The organism is Paenibacillus mendelii (assembly GCF_024498075.1).
GTDB classification, from domain to species: domain Bacteria; phylum Bacillota; class Bacilli; order Paenibacillales; family Paenibacillaceae; genus Paenibacillus_Z; species Paenibacillus_Z mendelii.
On sequence record NZ_JANHOF010000009.1, the window covers coordinates 143,365 to 160,953 of the forward strand.

The following is a 17,589-nucleotide window of genomic DNA, read 5'->3' on the forward strand; positions in this document are numbered from 1 at the left end:
TTATCAATATATTGGTGAGGGAGATTTGCCCATGTACAGAAGTTCGAAACCATCATTGACAGCAGTCATGCTGGTATGCGTTGCCCTGTTGATCAGTGCGTGCCAGGCTGGAGGGAACACGACGAACAATGCCAATGACAGGTCGTCATACTCAGCTCCGTCTGCGGTACAAAATGAAACAAGTCCCGTGGGAAACGGTAACGAGACCGCTGCGACAAGAGTGTTCAAGCATCTATATGGAGAAACGGCTATTCCAAAACAGCCAAAACGGATCGTTACGGCCTTTCATTTGGGTCAACTTATGGCTCTTGGTGTCAGACCGCTCGGTTCCTCCACCTACATTTTGCAAAATCCGGTGCTCGATACAGAGGGCATGGAGGATTTGGGCGTGCCGCTGAATTTGGAGAAAATATCCAGCCTTGAGCCGGATTTGATTATTTTGGTCGATGCTTACGTAGAGATGAGCGGGGGTTATGACGTTTTTTCCAAAATTGCACCTACCATCGTTATTGAGCCTTACTATGACCCGGTGAAGGATATTGCACAAATGGGCGATATTCTCGGGAAAGAAGACGAAGCGAAGCGTTGGATCGAAGAGTTTGAGAAAAAGATTGCTGCAGCCAAGCAGCAAGTTCATGATGCGATCGATGTAAATGAAACGTTTACGATCGTGAGTTTTTATGAGAAATCGCCAAGAGTATATCGGGATGAAAATATGGGCGGTAATATTTTGTACAAGTACTTGGGACTGAAGCCCCAACAAAAAGTGTTGAGCGACTTGATCAACAGCGGACAGAAGCCCCCATATGCGGAAGTGTCCAGCGAGGTCGTATCCGATTTCGTAGGCGACAACCTCTTCATGGCTGTGAATGAGGAGAACAAAGCAGCGTTTGAAAGCTTCAAGAGTACAGGTATATGGAGTAATATGAAGGCTGTGAAAAACAACAAGGTATACACGATCGATTACGATCTGTTTTTGCAGAGTGATCCGATTGCGGTGACGAAGCAAGTTGAAATACTGACAAAAATTCTTATCGATAAAAACGAGTAAAGCAAAGCGGGGAACCTTCCTACGACATAAGGCCATCGGGTCAAAAACTACAAGCTGACGATACAACAGTTAGTTTGTTCATTCGGGGACTGTGACAGGTGGTGAGTATGTGGCCTGTCACGGCCTTTTTCTGTGCCTTCTTGCAGACATCTTGCAAACAAGAACTGGAGGAAAGCAGTTCCAAGAACCCCAGAACCAGCCATAGGTAGCGGTGAACCTAATCATAAATAGTAGGGCTTTAAGACGTGCCAACATTATTTGTTCCAAATCTCAGGTATTCCCCGAACTGTTACCCACTCGCTGCCTCACTAGGAGGCTTCTTAGGAAGCCTAATCTGAAAAACGGTTTCCGTCATCGCTGCGTCGAGCAATCGTATGCTGCCATGATGCGATTCCGCGATTTCCTTGACGATCGAGAGCCCGATGCCTAGTCCTTCGCCTTTTCTTCCTTCGTCGGCGCGATAGAATCGCTCGAAGATGCGCTCGCGATCCTCCGGGGCGATGCCTTTGCCCCGGTCTTTGACCGATAGAATCACGTCCTCTTCGTCCTCCGTCAGTCCAATCCCCAAATAATGACCCCCTTCACCGTAACGGACGGCATTGTCCAGCAAGTTGCGCAAAGCGCGTTCGATCAGCGGCGCGTCGATCATGACCTCGACGTCCGCATCTTGGATGTCCGCCTCCACGACAACATTTTTGCCGTCTAGGAACAACAGATAATCAGCTGCGACCTTACGCATTAGTTCCGACAGGTTATGCATGGCGAGCTGAGGCCGAAGCACATACTCCTCATGGCGGGCAATATCCAGCAGCTGATCAAGCAGTTTGTCCATGTAGCGAGAGCGCTGCAGGATGATTTTGGCCCCGGACTGAAGCTCGTTCTCGTCCTTGTACGCGCCGGTTCGGATCGTCTCGGCATAACCCAAAATCATGGTCAACGGCGTTCGCAAATCGTGGGACAGGTTCGACAACAGCTGCCTTCGCCGGTTTTGAAACTGTTCAATTTGGGAGGATTGGCTTCGGATGCGCTTTGCCATCGAATTGTAGTGACGGGTCAGCTGGCCGATTTCGTCCCTCGACTTGTCCTCCAGGACGATGACGTCGCTTCGGATTCCAACTTGGTTCAGTGCGGCGTTTAGTTTCCGAATACGCCGATCGGTCGAAGAGAAGAACCATAGGGAGAGAAGATAGGGCAGCAGCAGAGCCAGCAGCAGAGGCAGGACGAATGCCAGCAAAGCTTTATACGTTCTCAGAAAAAAATACATTTGTCCCGACTGCATGTCTTCACCGGATAAACTCAGCAGCAAGTAATAGGACCGACTGTCATGGGCAATTGAATAAGCGAGCGTAATCGTATCGTCTGTGCTCCACAGATTATCCGGCATATGGACAACACGGTCGGCCAACTGGCGGAAGTCGTAGGAATTCGTCTCGCCGGCGGTATCATAGATCGTCGATCCGTCCTCAGCCAGCCACTCCAGGCGGATCTCGGGATACGGGCGAAGCACATCTTCCATAATCAGCTGAACTTCCGGCCCCGAGAAGGCGTCTTGCTGCTCGATGGCCGTAAGCGACTCTTGCGAGATTGCGTTTAATTTTTTCAAATTATACCCCTGGTTCCAAATCCCCCCGGTCAATGTGGAGAGCGTAAGAAACAAGACAACGCTCCCTACGGCGCTGAACAGTATCATCAGCCATAGCTTGGTTCGCCTCTTCATCGTCCGTCTCCCGAGAAGCGATAGCCGATGCCGCGAATGGTATGGAGATGGGACTGGGAGCCAGGCGCGCTTTCAAGCATCTTGCGGATGCGGCTGATGAAGACGCTGAGGTTATTGTCGTCGTAGTTTTCATGCTGCCAGATCTGCTTGTAGATTTCTCTCTTCGTCAGTACGCGATCGGGATTGCGCATGAACACCTGCAGCAGCTCGCATTCAACCGGAGTCAGCTCATGCCGCTGCCCATCGTTATGTAGTACATAATTGTCGATATCCAAAATGAGTTTATTCAATTGAATGACCTCGGGCCGGAGGGACGCCTCGGGGTGGCGCCTGCGAAGGTGGGCCTGTATCCGCGCCAGCAGCTCCATCGGACTGAAAGGCTTGGTCATGTAATCGTCTGCCCCCAGTCCAAGCGCGTCGATTTTGTCCTCAACCTCTCTTCTCGCGCTAAGCGCAATGACCAGCGTCTCCGGGCGATGTTCCCGCAAGTAGCGCAGCACTTCGAAGCCGTTGCCGTCGTCCATCATGATGTCCAGAACGATCAGCGAGACAGGCTGCTCTCGCACCTGCAAGATCGCCTGCCGGCCGGAATCCGCTTCGGCGATGTCCCATCCCGCGCGTTCCAGATGCAAGCGAATCAGCTCACGAATGTCGGGCTCGTCATCGACGATCAGAATCCGATCCATGTATCGATCACTCTCCATATATCGATTATTGCGAATTCATTATACAAGCTCAGATGAAAATAAGATACGGATAACGACTGGGCAAGGGCGATTTATTAAGACTTCATTAAAGAAAAGAACAGTCCTCTCCAAAAAGGTGAGTGCGTTCCTATGAGTAGACGTTTGATTGTGATTGCCGTCTCGAAGGGCATCTGCTTTGGTGCTCTTATATTCTTTCGTGCGGATTCCACTGCTAATTTTCCATTTTTTTGATTTTCTTTCCCATCTTCATATAGCCATAGCCCATCAAACCAAAGAGCAGCAGATAGATTAGGAGGACCGGAAATATAATTCCCCAAAATCGATCTTGTATATAGGAGAGCAAATTCGTCATGTTTGCTGACAAAATAATCAGGTTTAGGAACATCATCAGGATCAGAACACGCTGAATTTTCTTATACTGTTCCCTTAAAGATCCCACATCCGTATAAAGCCGCGGCAGCTCTCCCGGCATCCATACTCTGCGAAAATAATGCCACATGGTGCCAAAGGAAGTAACATACTCCCAGCCCGCATCCTGGTACAACTGAATATATTCCTGAAGCTGATCGCTTTTTTCAGTCCGTGCTGATAATCCAGGCCGTATGTATAGCGGACCGATGGATCACGGGTAAACGTGCTTCTGATTGCTCCGGCCTTAGTCAGATGCAGCCCTTGTTCAGACATTTCGTTCAGCCATTGTTCTTCCTTCTCATAATTCCAGCTAAGCGTGATGCGGGTTCTTTTTTCCATCTGTGCTTCCATCAGATTCTCACTCCTTCTTCATGCTTTGGGCGTTGCGCCCGGCTATCAAGAGCTCTTCCAGCCTTTCGATTTCCGCCGTCACGACTGTTTTGCCGTCCGTTGTGATTGCATACATCTTGCGGCGGGTATCCGTTCCTTCTGGAACCGGGAAGGGCTCGATGGGCCCTTTTTGCAGCGTGTTTAGAGCGGTGTAGAGCGTGCCTGCTCCGATTATGATTCTGCCGCTGCTCATTCTCTCCGTATCCTGAATAATTCCATAACCATGCGTGGGTTTCTGGTACAAGGCAACCAGAATGTAATAATAAGCTTCTGTTAGAGGAAGCAGCTCATTCAGCTTATTCAACTCGTACACTTGCATGATGCAACAGGGGAACTTGAACTCCAAAAGGAATTAATGCAGCAATAATGCTTGCACCTTACGTAACGTCACGTTTTATAATAGAGCTACCGGTATATAGCTAGTGTCAAAGAGTGGAGATGGTTAATGAACAGACATTGGAAGGTCGGGGAAATCGCCAAGCTGACAGGACTTACTGTACGAACCTTGCGCTTTTATGATCAAATCGGTTTGTTCTCTCCATCCGGGCAGACGGAATCCGGTCACAGGCTGTACAGTGAATCGGACTTGTCACGTTTGCAGCAGATTTTATCGCTTAAAGAGCTGGGCCTGTCTCTCGAGGAGATTAAGTCAGTCTTAACTGGGGGGCAAATCAGCCCTCTTGAGATCGTCGACCTGCAGATCGGCCGGATCAAAGAGCAGATCAGATTGCAGCAGAAACTGTTGGAGCAGCTTGGACATGTATCTAAGCTTATGCAGGGAAAGGCGCAGCTAACTTTTGAAGATTTTACAAGCCTCCTGCAAGCGATGAAGATGCATATTGAGAAGCCCGTCATTGAGCGGCAAACGAGTTGGGAACGGCATCTGGATCTATTGGGAGACTTTCTTGCCGAGGAGGACAGAGTGCCGAAATCGAAGGAGGAAAATAAATGAATGAACGATTCGTCAAACATGCGACCTTCGTCGTCGAACGTACTTATGCAGCTTCGCCGGAACGTGTCTATCACGCTTGGGCCGACCCGGTTGCCAAAGCCAAATGGTTCTCGAAGCCGGACATCTTCGACTTTCGGATCGGCGGACGCGAGTATAGCAGCGGCGGACCGCCGGAAGGGCCTGTCTTTACCTTCGACGCCAGTTACCAGGAGATTATTCCGGAGCAGCGCATTGTCTACACGTACACCTTGGATGCAGGAGACGCACGCATCTCCGTCTCCATCACAACGGTCGAGCTTATCAAGCTGGAAGGCGGCACGAAACTGATTTTCACGGAACAAGGGGCGTTCTTTGACGGACACGATACGCCGGAAGTACGGGAACACGGGACAAACATCATGCTGGACGCACTGGGAAAGGCACTTGAAGGGGAGGCATGAGCATGACGATTGGTAAGAATGAAATTGTTTCCTCACGCGAGTTGGATTTTCCGCGGGAGCTTGTGTTTCGAGCCTGGACAACCCCTGATTTGCTCGCCCGATGGTGGGGACCTCATGGCTTCACGAATACATTTCACGAGTGCGATATAAGTCCGGGCGGCACTTGGCGATTCACCATGCACGGGCCAGACGGTGCGGATTACCCCAACTATAGCGTCTTTGTTGAGATCATGCCGCAGGAGCGGATCGTGATTGATCATCTGTCCGGACACGAATTTCGAGTAACGGCTACTTTCGAAGTCTTGGAAGGCCGAACCATGGTTACCTTCCGTCAGCTTTTCAAGAAAACAGAGGAGTTCGAGCAGGCCAAGCCGTATTGCGTTGAAGGCAATGAACAGAACTTGGACCGACTTGGCAAGCTGCTGGCGGAACTGGCTTCTTAATTCATAGTCTGTATAAAGTAATCGCTCACAATTGTCGCCGCCACGCTCCCTGCCGGGAATCGGACGGCGATTTTATTTTGGTAACGAACGGGGAGGGGGAACCCGTTTTTTTGATTATGTATGGAGTCTAGATGGAGTCAACGTTATAGATAATAAAAAGGAGGGGAGGTATTTTCTTACAAATGAAGAACTTTATAAAACAACGGATATAATATAGACTCGAATACGTCCTCAGTATTCAATAGCGGAGGGTCTATCAATGACAATTAAAGAGCAGACGATAATAAACGCTATTGGAAACAAAATAGTTACGACGGACAAAGAGATTCATATTATTGGAAAAATAGATGACCCTCTAATATTAATATTGGAAAACGTATTAAGCTGCGCAGAATGTGATACGTTGATAGATTTAGCTCAAAACAAAATGCAGCGAGCGAAAATTGGCAAATCTCACGAGGTAAGCAATATTAGAACAAGCAGCAGCATGTTCTTTGAGGAAAGCGAAAATGAATTGATTCGAAAAATTGAGACCAGAGTTTCTGAACTGATGAATATACCGGTTTCACATGCTGAACCGCTGCAAATTTTACATTATAAAGCCAGTGAACAGTATCAGCCTCATTTTGACTATTTCACATCCGACAATGTAATCAACAATCGCATAAGTACAATGGTCATCTATTTAAATGATGTGGAAGAAGGCGGTGAAACCTATTTCCCTTCGCTTCGTTTTACGGTAACGCCTAAAAAAGGCAGTGCCGTCTATTTTGAATATTTTTATAACGATAACCACATGAATGAACTAACCTTGCATGGTGGAAATCCTGTTGCTGTCGGTGAAAAATGGGTCGCGACCCAGTGGATGAGAAGACAAAGATATCGCTAGATTTGAATTTAAAGATTGAAGGCCAAACGGATTGAGCCCGTTGGCCTTTTTACGTGTTTATGATGAGGAATCCTGGTTTTCAAGGATCAAATTGCTATGATTATGTGGACCCTCCAAGACAGGATAGCTGTTTTAACCGGAAGGCCGCGTCGAACGCGGATTGAGGCTGCGACGGTTATGAGCAAGTGACCTGTTACAGCTCTTTTTATGCTTGCTTGCAAGCCGCTTGCAGACAAGCTCGAATGGATATATCGTCTTTATTGATGTATTTGTTATAATATTCCACATAATGCTACGCGCAAGCACAGTATTACGCAGCAGCTTCCAGTGCTTAGAGAAAAAGAATAATGAATGTCGTGGAATAACTGACCGTTTCTGTCAGGGATCGAGGATTATACTTTATTCGAGCGTATAAAAAAGGATCTGGGAGGAACGGGTATGTTTACAACGATAGCAGATTTTGCGGTTGAATGGGAAAGAGAGGCGGAGCTGACCGAACGGGTGCTGAGCGCATTGACTGATGAGTCTTTGCAGCAGCCGATCGACTCCGAGCGTCGCACGTTGGGCAAATTGGCATGGCATTTGGTCACTTCGGCAAGTTTTATGACTTCGTTAGGCCTGGAGTTCGAAGGAGTGCCCCAAGGCGCAAAAGCGCTGGAAACGGCTGACGAAATCGCTAAGGAGTATCGCCGTATTAACGCGGCACTGCTTCAGGCCGTGAAGACGCAATGGGGTGACGGCAGTCTCAACGAGACAATCTCGATTATGGGTGAGGAATGGCGAAATGGCGATTCCTTACGGTTTTCCATCATGCATCAAGCTCATCACCGGGGGCAGATGACGGTGCTTATGAGGCAAGCGGGATTGCGGCCGCCTGAAATTTACGGCCCGACCTACGAAGCTTGGGTCGACAAGGGAATGACACCCTTGGCTTGATCGGCCCCCACGGGAGACATCTCGCAGGCCCGATACCATGAAAGAGGGTTTGGAGAATGACCAAAGCAGATAATATGTTATCTATACTGTGGATGCTCCGCTCGGGCAAGCGGATGACTGCTAAGCAATTGGCGGAGGAGCTGGAGATTCACGTGAGGACCGTCTATCGCTGCATCGACTCGTTATGTGCGAGCGGGGTGCCGATCGTCGCCGATACGGGGCCGAATGGAGGGTACCACATCCTGAGCCGGTTTGCCGATTCCCCACTCATCTTCGATCACGAAGAGCAGAAGGGGCTAATTCACGCCTCCGTGTTCGCCAGGGAAGCCGGGTATCCGCATTCGGAAGCGCTGGCCCGGGCGATGGACAAGCTGAAACGCTATGCAAACGAGAAACAGCTCGCACAATTGGAGCGGCATGGCGGCGGCCTATCGGTCATATATCCGCCCATCGACGGCAAATACCAGTCCTTCCTTCAGCTTCTAGAGGAAGCGACCGGGCAGGGACGAACGCTGGAGATGGAGTACCATCGCGGCAAGGGGGAGGTCACCCCGCCGCGGCTGTTCAATCCATATGGCATCGTCTACTGGAAAGGAAATTGGTATGCGGTCGGCCATTGCGGTTACCGGGGGGAGCTGCGAAGCTTCCGCGTGGACCGTATTCTCCGGTTGCAGGAGACCGAGTCAAGGTTCGAGCGTCCGGCTGGTTTCTCCGCCAAGGATTTTCTCCTCGGTCAGCTGCTTCCCGGTCCCGAAGGGGACGCGGAGCTCGAAACCGTGCGGATTGGCGGACAGGAACAGGTGCTGAATGAATTGTGCCGGCACTGGCTGTTCGGGCACGCGCTGACGGAACGGCGGCCGGAGGAGGCTGTGTTTCGCTTGGAACGTACGATGTTATTAACTTACGCACCTTACTTTCTGATGCCGTACGGTACGGCACTCACCATTGAATCGGAGCTGCTTGTGCGGAAATTGGCGGAAGCCGGCGCGAGAATATCCGGGCATTACGAAGCGATGTTATCCAATCTCGAACGAAGAAAGGGAGATGAGCATGAGTAAATACACCATGTTTGGTCAGTTGAAGGCGCAGCCGGGTAAACGCGATGAGCTGGCAAAGATGATGCTGGAATCCTCCGAAACCCTGCAGGGCATGGAAGGCTGTATTTTCTACATCTTGAACGAGTCGGTCAATGAGCCTGATGTGCTGTGGATCATGGAATTGTGGGAGAGCGCCGAGGCGCATGCCGCTTCCTTGAAGGACGAGAAGGTTCGGGCAGTCATTGAGCAATGCAAGCCGTTGATTGCAGGGGTGAGCGCCGTTCCGGTGCGTCCGATCGGAGGGAAAGGGTTATAGGCATAGATTTTGAATCGCCCTGAACCGGCGCTCTCCTTCGGGAGGTGCGCCGGTTTGTTTGTGCGCGGTCAGCCGGGCAGGTAATGCGATAATTGCACATGCTGTGCCGACGTGATCGGACTCGGTCTAACTCAAGATGCCCCTTAGGAGCTTCTTGAGTTAATGACTGAAAACAGCCCTAGACATACTGCAACGTTCCTTCATCTCTTAACGTCATAATCGTTATAAGGGGGAATTACTAATGAATAAAATTCTGATGATAGGGATGGCACTGTGTTTCATTATTGCAGGGTGCACGGTGAAGGAGAAAACAATCTCATTGGAACAGATCAAGGATTTATTTGAAAAGCATGAAATTCCTTTAGAAGATCCGAAAGAATTACATCCGAAGAGTGTATTTCTATATACCTTGAATGGTGTCAAGCCTGAGCCTTTTATGCTTGACGGCGAGTTGATTAGTATTTATATATATTCCTCCAGTAATGGTGTTCTGAAGGGGATGCAGGATTTTGAGAGACAGACGGCGGGGGCAGATGTGGCAGCGCACGGTGAATATCAAGTTGCGAATGTATTGATATTTCATGGTTACGAAGGCACCGATGAACGTGTTGAAGCGGTGATAAAGGATATGGAGTCCCTTGTGAAGTAACAATTGAGTCCCTGTGAGTAGGATGGCTGTGAAGACTTGTTTTGCCCCAAAGCCGCTTTAAGTTAATCTACCCGTCGCCCGACATGTACATTTTTTATAAAAAAATATAGCACGAGGTGTCGATTATGATGCGCTCCGTTCGTCGATATAATAGAAGCGGGCAAAGTTATCGGGTAGGGAACGAACCAGATTCGATGTGAACCGATGTGAGCACACTTTGTTCCTCAAGGGAGCCTCAGAGTGCGCGGCCAAACTAAACTTGCCTATTAATAAGGAGGATGTATGGGAATCGTATATTCAAACGATAGCACGGCTATTGCCTACGATAAGGCAGGCAGCGGATTGCCGCTCATCTTGGTGGACGGCGCACTCTGCAGTCGAACGAACGGGCCGAATGGGCCTCTGGCTGCTTTGCTGCAGCAGCATTTTACCGTATTCACATATGATCGCAGGGGGCGCGGCGACAGTGGGGACATGAAACCCTATGATATTGAGCGCGAAGTCGAGGACATTGCAGCTCTGATCGAAGAGGCTGGCGGATCGGCTTTCGTATATGGCATTTCTTCCGGTGCAGCGCTAGCTCTGGAAGCGGCGAATCGACTTTCATCCATTAAGAAGCTGGCGTTGTATGAAGCGCCGTTCGTCGTCGATAACAGCCGTACACCGGTGCCGGAAGATTATATGGAGCAAATGGAAGGTCTATTAACGTCGGGCCGCCGAAGCGCTGCGGTTAAGCACTTTATGAGAAAAGGGGTGGGGCTGCCGGCTCCAATCGTCGCCATAATGCCTCTCATGCCGGCGTGGTCGAAACTAAAAGCGGTTGCCCACACGCTGCCGTACGATACGCTCCTGACATTAGATCACCAGAGAGGCAGTGCGCTTACGCTGAACCGGTGGTCCTCCATAACCGTGCCCACTCTTGTAGCCGTCGGCGGCAAGAGTCCGGCTTGGATGCGCAACGCGATGCAGTCACTTGCGGACGTACTCCCGAGTGCAAAGCTCGAAACTCTGGAAGGCCAGACGCACATCGTAAAACCGGCAGCTCTTGCCCCGATTCTGAACAATTATTTCTTGAAATAGATATGACCGGGCAACCGCGCCGAACGCGGGATTGGAGGGCTGTAACAGGCTGCCGAGGGGCAAGCTCGTTGCAGCCCTTTTTGAGTGTTCTGCAAACATTCTGATCCCATGAAATGATTGGAGAATCTTATTGACTTATACGTTAGCGTAAATGTTAAGCTGGTCACACTAAGGAGTTGATACACCATATATTCAATAGGTTACATCATTAAGCGAATTCATATTAGCCGTAGAACCTTACATTATTATGACGAGCTTGGAATACTGAAGCCTACGGTTATTAAGGAGAACGGGTATCGTTATTACGATCAGAAAGCGTTAGAACGGCTTCAAACCAGCGCCGCAGCCGACAATTTTGGCGATTTCATTGAGATCAATGTCGTCGGTAATATGTTCCTCGATATAATTGATAACCTCGGTCATTCGGCTTAGAAAGTCCATACATACCCTCCATTCGCTTGTATCATATCAAAGGCACACAGCAGGTACCCTACATTAATAGAAACAATAGTGCAGGGTTCAATCTCTCACATGGTATCATTCATGAACACATACATACAGAGCTCGCTGTTAAGAAGGGGACTCCTGGTGGTTTTGTACAAAAAGAGGCGGGGTCATTAATTTTGTCCATTGATCTGCGGAGATGAATTGCGTACTATTCTAAATGATAATGATAAGCATTATCATAATAAAGGGGAATGAACTGGAGGAGAAGTAGAATGGTACAAGCAAGGAAGGCAAGCATGCTTATGGTACTTATCGTCATAATGGGGGCATTATTGATAGCATGCGGCAACAATGCGAATCGTCCGGACAATACAACACCGGCTGCTGGCAACCAATCGTCGGAGAAGCCGGCAGAATCTCCATCTGAACCGGAGCAAGCCGAACAAACGATGCGCGTATTTACCGACTGGACCGACCATAAGGTCGAGATCCCCGTTCAACCACAGCGGGTTATTTATCATGGTGAGGTCACGGGAGACGTACTTGCTCTCGGCGTTACACCGGTTGGCGTCATCAAGCAAGATGGCGGAACTGTATACGAGGATCAACTGGCAGCTTCAGAGGATGTCGGCTTTCCGATCAGCCTGGAGAAATCATTGGCGCTTCAACCAGACCTCATCATTTTCTCGAACAATGATGCTGCTCAGTACGAACAAATCTCCAAAGTCGCACCGACGGTAACGTTTAACTCCTTTGCACCTCTCGAAGAGAGAATGCGCATCCTAGGAGATTTGCTCGGCAAGAAGGATGAGGCCGAAGCTTGGCTGACCAAGCATAAGGCGGGAGTACAAGAAATGTGGGCCGCGCTGCGCCAGAAAGGGATAAAGGATAACGAAACGGCTTCCGTGTTCACGATGTATCCAGGCAATCGTTTGTTCGTTATGGCAGGTGCCGGCCTTCCGCAGTTTCTATATGAAGAGAATGGCTTCAAGCCTGTTGCCAAAGTACAGGAGCTCATTGACCAGCAGGTGGGATTCGTCGAGATTTCCGCCGAACTCCTGAAGGAATATGCAGGAGACCGTATTTTCATCTTAAATCCGGTAAATCCTGAGGCGCAGGAATCCACAAGTGAGCTGATGGCGAGTAATGTGTGGAGCAACCTTCCAGCCGTTAAGAACGGCTACGTGTATAAGTTTGATATTATGAAGGCAGGAAGCGACGCCCTTTCAAGGGAATGGCTGCTTCAAGAGCTTCCCAAGGCTCTAGCGCAATAACAAGTAACTCCATAGATGGTGTATGGCCAAAGAAGCTCTTCAACTACGGTTGAAAAGCTTCTTTTTTTCAGCTATAATCATCTAAATGATAATTATTCTCAATGTAATAGGGGGTTCGGCATGCACGTTCCATCATCATCATCCGTGCATCTGCGGTATCTGTCCTTTCATTTGCTTCATATAGAGCTGTTGAATTGTCCTGCAGGAACTGCCCTGACGGAAGAAGTAAACGAAGCGTATACGCTCCTCATATGCAAGAGCGGTTCAGGGACCATGTATACGGACAACGAGACGTCATTATTCACCAGACATAGCGCTTTTCTCTTTATTCCCGGTGTGTCCTATCAATTCAAGAGCGACGATGACCAGACGGTTCAATATTTTAGAATAACCTTTATCATTACTCGGATCAGCCGGTCAGCCGCCCCAGAAGCGTACAGGGAGCCCCTATTTCCGGGCCGGAGCGAGCTGCGCGTCTATCCGCTGTCCCAATTAATAGATATGACTGAGCAGCTTTATGAGGGAAGCAGACAGGAGCAGGAGGGGATTGAGTCGTTCCAGCATAATCTGCGTTTTTTGAAGCTGATGGGCTTCGTGCTGGAGCATAATATGGCAACCGACAGAAAGCCCGGCTCGATTCAAGCTGTGGAGCGTTCAATTCAGTATTTGCAGGATCACTCTACGGATAAAATAACAGTCGGACTGCTATCGCAAATCGCGGGTCTTCCTACCGTGCAGTTCTCCGCTATTTTTAAGGGATTAACGGGGAAGAAGCCGCTCGATTACTTAACGGAGCTCCGAATTAAGCAGTCCAAGGACTGGCTGCTGCAATCCGATGAATCATTGCGTAATATAGCAGAGCGGGTGGGCTTTACGGATGAATATTACTTCAACCGGCGATTCCGCCAAACAACGGGCATGTCTCCCAGACAGTATGCCATCGCCATGAGACGCAGAATCAACGTAAGAGACTGGGCGGGGCATGAGGTTACGATACCGGCCAAACCTACGCGCGTTATCTTTTACGGAAATACGATAGAGGATCTGCTGACGCTGGGCATTCAACCCATCGGAGGGGAGCTGTGGGGACAGGGACGTCCCTTCAATACGGAGAAGGCGGCGTCTCTAAAACCGGATTTGATTATCTATGACAAGGAAGATGAGCGGGAATATGAGCAAATCTCACGGATCGCTCCGACGCTGACCTACAACTCCTTCAGATCGCTGGAAGAGAGAATGCTGACGCTTGGGGAGTGGTTCGGCAAGGAGCAGGAAGCCCGGCATTGGCTTAATCATCATGCCAGCAGCGCCGAACGGATGTGGAAGCAGCTTGGACCTCATATTCGACCGGGCGAGACGGCCTCCGTATTCCTGCATAATCGCGGCAAACGGTTGTTCACCATGGGCACGATTGGACTAACCTCCGTCCTCTATCATCCATGCGGCTTTCGTCCGGTACAGAAAGTGATGGATATGCTTCATGCGGAAAGGGCTTATAAGGAGATTACAGCGGACACCCTCCATGAATACGCGGGGGATCGCATATTCATGCTGCTTCCGAACAGCCCTGAATCGAGAAGAGCCATGGAAGAAACCATCAGCAGCCCATTGTGGCAAAGCCTTCCCGCTGTACGGAACGGGCTCGTCTATCTGGTGGATGAGGACACTTGGAACTGTTGTGACGCCAGCACGATCAGCAAGCTGCTGAGCATGCTGCCGGGACTGTTAAGGCATACTTCTTAAGCCAAGCAGCTTTGAATATTAGGCGATCTCTGTCTCGTTTATTATTGATGAATCGTTTTGAATAAGGAGCCGCTTCGTGGTATTCGCGAAGCAGAAGTGGAGAGACGGCAGCCGGGGCTGCCGTTTTTTTGTACAAAAATTCCGTCTCTTTTGTCCATTGCTCTTTCAAAGAGGATAGGCATACAATGGTAATGATAATTATTCTCAACCAAAAAAGCGGTTAGGGAATCAGCAAGAGGAGGACATGAATTGACAGAGCAGCTTGAATTATACGATGTGACGATTATCGGCGGTGGCCCTGCGGGGATGTATACGGCTTTCTATAGCGGCATGCGCGATCTGAAAACGAAGCTCATAGAAGCGAAGGAGGAGCTTGGTGGACGCATGCTGATCTATCCCGAGAAAATGATATGGGATGTCGGCGGTGTCCCTCCAATATTGTGCGAGAAGCTGATTGCTCAATTGGAGCAGCAAGCGAAAACCTTTGACCCGACCCTTGTATTCGGGCAGCAAATCATGGGGCTGGCGAAGCAGCCGGATGGAACCTATATTCTCGAGGCGGCTAGCGGGGAGAAGCACTGGACACGCACCGTCGTATTAGCGATCGGGCGCGGCATTCTGAAGATGGCGAAGCTGGAGCTGGAGGGGGCTGAGCGCTATGAAGTCTCCAACCTGCACTATACCGTACAAGAGCTGGAGCCGTTCCGAGGGAAACGGGTGCTGATTTCAGGAGGCGGCAATTCCGCGGTGGACTGGGCGAATGAGCTGGAGCCCATTGCGAGCCAGGTCACCGTTGCACACCGTCGACACCAATTCGGCGGACACGAGAAAAATATAGTCCGGATGAAGAACTCATCCGTCGATGTGCTTACTCCATACGAACTCAGCCAGCTATATAGCAGCAACGGAGAGACCATTGAGCGGGTGACACTCCGCCATATCGAGACAGGTGACGCCCATCAGCTCGAGGTCGATGAGGTCATTGTTAACCATGGCCTCAAATCGGATTTCAGCGGGATCAAGGATTGGGGTCTGAATATGGATGACTGGAATGTATACGTCAATTCCAAGCTGGAGACGAACCTGCCCGGTATCTATGGCGCAGGCGATTTCGCTTATTATGACAGCAAGGTGAACCTGATTGCCGGAGCGTTCACGGACGCGGCTCTGGCTCTTAACAGCGCCAAGCTGTATATGGATCCAGAGGCTCCAAGAATGGCGTATGTCTCCTCCCATAATGATCGGTTTAAGGAGAAGAACAAGGCGCTTGGTATATCGGAAGACTAGAGAGAGTTAGGAAGGGGAGGACGCCGTGATTCGTCAATTTTTTAGCTACTATCGGCCGTATAAAGGATTGTTTGTCCTTGATTTCGGCTGTGCCATCATTGCCGGGTTGCTGGAACTGGCATTTCCGATGGCTGTCAATGTGTTTATCGACGACCTGTTACCGGGAAGTAAGTGGGATTTAATATTCTGGGCCTCACTCGGCTTGGTTGCGCTGTATGCGCTGAATACCGGACTGATGTATATCGTCAATTACTGGGGCCATATGCTCGGCATTAATATTGAGACGGATATGAGGCGCAAGCTATTCGCGCATATTCAGAAGCTGTCGTTCCGTTTCTTCGACAATACGAAGACCGGCCATCTGATCGGCCGCCTGACCAATGACATGAATATGATTGGCGAGATGGCGCATCATGGGCCGGAGGATTTAATCATTGCCGTCATGACGCTGGCGGGTTCCTTCTCGCTCATGCTGTTTATCAACTGGAAGCTTGCGGTGCTGACCTTCATCGTGGTTCCGGCGATTATATGGGTTGTTGTGTATTTCAACAAGAAGATGACGAAGGCTATACATCAGTTGTTCAGCGACATCGGTGATTTCAATGCACGCATTGAGGACAATGTAGGCGGCATTCGCGTCGTTAAGGCGTTCTCTAACGAGGCGCATGAGGAAGCGCAATTTGCAGTCAATAACGGGCGTTTCCGTCTGACCAAGCTGCGCTCGTACAAGCTGATTGCCAGTAACGGTGCTATCAGCTATATGATGATGCGGTTCGTCACCTTGTTTGTGATGGTGTGCGGTACGTGGTTTGTCCTTCAAGGTCAGCTTTCTTATGGAGAGTTTGTCGGGTTTCTGCTGCTTACGAATGTGTTCTTCCGCCCCATTGAGAAAATTAACGCCATCGTGGAAAGTTATCCGCAAGGGTTTGCCGGCTTCAAGCGTTATGTGGAATTGATGAAGACCGATCCGGATGTGGCCGATGCACCCGATGCGGTAGAGCTCGGCGCCTTCCAGAGGGAGATTGAATTCGACAGCGTGTCCTTTAGCTATGAAACGGATCGGAAAGTGCTGCAGCAGGTGAATCTAGTCATCCGCAAAGGCGAGACGGTTGCCTTCGTCGGCCCATCCGGCGCAGGCAAGACGACGCTATGCAGCCTGGTGCCGCGCTTCTACGAGGTGGAGAGCGGCGCGATCCGCATCGACGGGGTGGATATCCGCAAGGTGACGCAAGAATCACTTCGTAAGCAGCTTGGCATTGTGCAGCAGGATGTGTTCTTGTTTGCCGGCACGATCCGCGAGAACATTCTGTACGGCAAGCTGGATGCAAGTGAAGAGGAAATATGGGAATCCGCGCGGCGTGCCCGCCTAGATGAATTTATCCGATCGCAGGAGCTGGGGATGGACACCGTTATCGGTGAGCGTGGAGTGAAGCTGTCAGGCGGTCAGAAGCAGCGATTGGCGATTGCGCGCATGTTCCTGAAAAATCCGCCGATCCTCATTCTCGATGAAGCCACATCGGCACTGGATACGGAGACGGAGCTGGCCATCCAGCAATCGCTGTCGGAGCTGTCGGAGGGACGGACGACACTGGTCATCGCCCATCGCCTCGCAACGATTAAGGACGCGGACCGCATCGTGGTGGTGACCGAGCGAGGCATTGAGGAACAGGGGCATCATCAGGAATTGGTCGCCGCAGGCGGTGCATACAGCCGTTTGCATCAAGCGCAATTTGGAACGTAGACATACTTGATGTATAGAAATGGCCTATCATTTGCAGTTAATCTCTCGAATGCGCATTGTGGTCATGATAAAGGTGGGG

At 50.1% G+C, this 17,589-nt stretch carries 19 protein-coding genes and 4 pseudogenes; 15 read left to right on the forward strand and 8 right to left on the reverse strand.

Features of this window, described 5'->3' with window-relative positions:
• The first annotated feature begins 31 nt into the window (after positions 1–31).
• On the forward strand, positions 32–1,051 hold the full coding sequence (locus NNL21_RS24035; protein WP_256555441.1) for an ABC transporter substrate-binding protein: 1,020 nt from the start codon (positions 32–34) through the stop codon (positions 1,049–1,051).
• A 289-nt stretch (positions 1,052–1,340) separates the two neighbouring features.
• On the opposite strand, the gene NNL21_RS24040 is transcribed toward NNL21_RS24035, so the two are convergent.
• From NNL21_RS24040 to NNL21_RS24055, 7 genes and pseudogenes are all read right to left on the reverse strand, one after another.
• Positions 1,341–2,768: a sensor histidine kinase gene (locus NNL21_RS24040; RefSeq protein ID WP_204821005.1), complete on the reverse strand. Its 1,428-nt coding sequence runs from the start codon at positions 2,766–2,768 to the stop codon at positions 1,341–1,343.
• The gene (locus NNL21_RS36840; protein WP_373567595.1) at positions 2,765–3,058 is read right to left on the reverse strand and encodes a winged helix-turn-helix domain-containing protein; all 294 of its coding nucleotides are present in this window, start codon (positions 3,056–3,058) and stop codon (positions 2,765–2,767) included. Before NNL21_RS36840 ends, NNL21_RS24040 begins: the two co-directional genes overlap by 4 nt.
• A 35-nt stretch (positions 3,059–3,093) precedes the next feature.
• Positions 3,094–3,196 (reverse strand): annotated as a pseudogene (locus NNL21_RS36845) (DNA-binding response regulator); the annotation flags it as partial.
• Positions 3,173–3,472 (reverse strand): annotated as a pseudogene (locus NNL21_RS36850) (response regulator); the annotation flags it as partial. The pseudogenes NNL21_RS36850 and NNL21_RS36845, both read right to left, overlap by 24 nt.
• Before the next feature lie 214 nt (positions 3,473–3,686).
• The gene (locus tag NNL21_RS24050; protein WP_309145352.1) at positions 3,687–4,094 is read right to left on the reverse strand and encodes a DUF2812 domain-containing protein; all 408 of its coding nucleotides are present in this window, start codon (positions 4,092–4,094) and stop codon (positions 3,687–3,689) included.
• Positions 4,058–4,237, reverse strand: a pseudogene (locus tag NNL21_RS36855) (DUF2812 domain-containing protein); the annotation flags it as partial. The gene NNL21_RS24050 and the pseudogene NNL21_RS36855, both read right to left, overlap by 37 nt.
• Positions 4,238–4,244: 7 nt before the next feature.
• Entirely contained in the window at positions 4,245–4,580 is a 336-nt protein-coding gene (locus tag NNL21_RS24055; protein ID WP_256555442.1) for a PadR family transcriptional regulator, read from the reverse strand.
• Between the two features lie 141 nt (positions 4,581–4,721).
• Here NNL21_RS24055 and NNL21_RS24060 point away from each other — a divergent pair, with 141 nt between their 5' ends.
• The 10 genes and pseudogenes from NNL21_RS24060 to NNL21_RS24105 form a co-directional block, all read left to right on the forward strand.
• Positions 4,722–5,228 carry a MerR family transcriptional regulator gene (locus NNL21_RS24060; RefSeq protein ID WP_204821000.1) on the forward strand — a complete coding sequence of 169 codons (507 nt, stop codon included), beginning with the start codon at positions 4,722–4,724 and terminating at the stop codon, positions 5,226–5,228.
• On the forward strand, positions 5,225–5,668 hold the full coding sequence (locus tag NNL21_RS24065; protein ID WP_204820999.1) for an SRPBCC family protein: 444 nt from the start codon (positions 5,225–5,227) through the stop codon (positions 5,666–5,668). Before NNL21_RS24060 ends, NNL21_RS24065 begins: the two co-directional genes overlap by 4 nt.
• 2 nt (positions 5,669–5,670) lie before the next feature.
• Entirely contained in the window at positions 5,671–6,111 is a 441-nt protein-coding gene (locus tag NNL21_RS24070; RefSeq protein ID WP_204820998.1) for an SRPBCC family protein, read from the forward strand.
• 259 nt (positions 6,112–6,370) lie between these two features.
• The gene (locus tag NNL21_RS24075; protein WP_204820997.1) at positions 6,371–7,000 is read left to right on the forward strand and encodes a 2OG-Fe(II) oxygenase; all 630 of its coding nucleotides are present in this window, start codon (positions 6,371–6,373) and stop codon (positions 6,998–7,000) included.
• Positions 7,001–7,438: 438 nt separating this feature from the next.
• The gene (locus NNL21_RS24080) at positions 7,439–7,936 is read left to right on the forward strand and encodes a DinB family protein (protein ID WP_204820996.1); all 498 of its coding nucleotides are present in this window, start codon (positions 7,439–7,441) and stop codon (positions 7,934–7,936) included.
• A gap of 56 nt (positions 7,937–7,992) precedes the next feature.
• Positions 7,993–8,994, forward strand: a complete 1,002-nt coding sequence (locus NNL21_RS24085) for a helix-turn-helix transcriptional regulator (protein ID WP_204820995.1) — start codon at positions 7,993–7,995, stop codon at positions 8,992–8,994.
• Entirely contained in the window at positions 8,987–9,289 is a 303-nt protein-coding gene (locus NNL21_RS24090; protein ID WP_204820994.1) for a putative quinol monooxygenase, read from the forward strand. Before NNL21_RS24085 ends, NNL21_RS24090 begins: the two co-directional genes overlap by 8 nt.
• Positions 9,290–9,530: 241 nt before the next feature.
• The gene (locus NNL21_RS24095; RefSeq protein WP_256555443.1) at positions 9,531–9,938 is read left to right on the forward strand and encodes a hypothetical protein; all 408 of its coding nucleotides are present in this window, start codon (positions 9,531–9,533) and stop codon (positions 9,936–9,938) included.
• Between the two features lie 282 nt (positions 9,939–10,220).
• Positions 10,221–11,018, forward strand: a complete 798-nt coding sequence (locus NNL21_RS24100) for an alpha/beta fold hydrolase (protein ID WP_204820993.1) — start codon at positions 10,221–10,223, stop codon at positions 11,016–11,018.
• Positions 11,019–11,225: 207 nt separating this feature from the next.
• Positions 11,226–11,312: pseudogene (locus NNL21_RS24105) on the forward strand (MerR family DNA-binding transcriptional regulator); the annotation flags it as partial.
• A 24-nt stretch (positions 11,313–11,336) separates the two neighbouring features.
• Here NNL21_RS24105 and NNL21_RS24110 read toward each other — a convergent pair.
• Positions 11,337–11,459 (reverse strand): hypothetical protein, encoded by a 123-nt coding sequence (locus NNL21_RS24110; protein WP_256555444.1) that lies wholly within the window; start codon positions 11,457–11,459, stop codon positions 11,337–11,339.
• A gap of 278 nt (positions 11,460–11,737) precedes the next feature.
• Here NNL21_RS24110 and NNL21_RS24115 point away from each other — a divergent pair, with 278 nt between their 5' ends.
• The 4 genes from NNL21_RS24115 (at position 11,738) to NNL21_RS24130 (ending at position 17,510) form a co-directional block, all read left to right on the forward strand.
• On the forward strand, positions 11,738–12,739 hold the full coding sequence (locus NNL21_RS24115) for an ABC transporter substrate-binding protein (RefSeq protein ID WP_204820992.1): 1,002 nt from the start codon (positions 11,738–11,740) through the stop codon (positions 12,737–12,739).
• 120 nt (positions 12,740–12,859) lie between these two features.
• On the forward strand, positions 12,860–14,482 hold the full coding sequence (locus tag NNL21_RS24120) for an ABC transporter substrate-binding protein (RefSeq protein WP_204820991.1): 1,623 nt from the start codon (positions 12,860–12,862) through the stop codon (positions 14,480–14,482).
• A gap of 249 nt (positions 14,483–14,731) precedes the next feature.
• The gene (locus NNL21_RS24125) at positions 14,732–15,769 is read left to right on the forward strand and encodes an NAD(P)/FAD-dependent oxidoreductase (RefSeq protein ID WP_204820990.1); all 1,038 of its coding nucleotides are present in this window, start codon (positions 14,732–14,734) and stop codon (positions 15,767–15,769) included.
• 25 nt (positions 15,770–15,794) lie between these two features.
• Complete coding sequence (locus tag NNL21_RS24130; protein WP_204820989.1) at positions 15,795–17,510, forward strand: ABC transporter ATP-binding protein; 1,716 nt, start codon at positions 15,795–15,797, stop codon at positions 17,508–17,510.
• Positions 17,511–17,589: the final 79 nt, after the last annotated feature.